This is a genomic window from Mycobacterium gordonae, from assembly GCF_001417955.2.
In the GTDB taxonomy this organism is placed as follows: domain Bacteria; phylum Actinomycetota; class Actinomycetes; order Mycobacteriales; family Mycobacteriaceae; genus Mycobacterium; species Mycobacterium gordonae_B.
This window is the reverse complement of sequence record NZ_LKTM01000219.1, coordinates 1-990: the sequence shown is the minus strand read 5'-3', so window position 1 is coordinate 990 and position 990 is coordinate 1. Positions and strand designations below refer to the sequence as shown.

The following is a 990-nucleotide window of genomic DNA, read 5'->3' as shown; positions in this document are numbered from 1 at the left end:
GCCGACCCCACCCCGACACTCTGACCAGCAGATTTCTTCGCAGACATGAGGGTAGTTTAACAACTTATGACCTTGCCGGCATGGGTGGGCCCGCCCTGGGCCCAGGGGATGGTGTGGTCGCAGTCGCAGTGGATGGCCGGCACCTCGCAGCCGGGCCAGCGGCACGTCAGATCCCGGGCCCGCACGAAATCAGCCAACGCCTGCGAGGGGTGGTACTGCGGCTCAGGCAGCGCGTAGCCGGGGTGGATCAACGGCACCTGTTTGGCGGTCAGTGCGAGTTCGGCCAGCAGCTCGGGGGTGATCAGGTCCTCCCCACCGAGCAGGCACGCCGGGCTGTCGCTGCGCCCGGCCAGGGTGGCGGCTTCGGCGATCACATGAATCACCACCGGCGAGGACGGCTTACGCCCGGCGGCGGTGCAGTCCGGACGCGCGCACTCACAACCCAGCCGGGTGCCACCGGCGGCCAAGGCCCCCAGGGCATCGGCGCGGCGCTGCGCCAGGGTGCGCGGATCGTTGCCGCAGACCGTGGCCGCCAGCGCTGAGAGCCGCGCATCGACCGCCTGGGCATCGGTGGCCCGCAGGCGTCCCTCGATCTGCGCCAACCCGTCCAGGGGCGGGCTGATCCACACCTCCCGCTCGGCCTGGACCTCTTTGCGACGGCGCAGCGCATCGGCATCGGCGCGGGCCACGATCGCATCCACCTTCGCCGAGAGCCGCCCCCGGCTCAGCGAGGGCCAGCGCGTCACCCCCGTGGCGACCGTGGCATCCACGGCCGCCAGCACGTCACGGTCCTCGATCAGATCCGTGCGGTACACGATCGTCGTGAATGCCTCATAGTCGATGTCCCCGGCGCAGAAGACCGCCGCCACCGCCGGCAGCCGCTCCCGCATCGCCCGGGCATAACGCACCTTGGTCTCCGCGCGGCCCTGACTGATCCGCAACCCCGCCGCCACCTCCCCGGCCACCGCCTTGACCGTGTCGATCGCCCAC

At 71.1% G+C, this 990-nt stretch carries 1 pseudogene; it reads right to left on the bottom strand.

What is annotated here, in order from left to right:
- Positions 1-68 precede the first annotated feature (68 nt).
- A pseudogene (locus tag AO501_RS16100) lies at positions 69-990 on the bottom strand (HNH endonuclease signature motif containing protein); the annotation flags it as partial.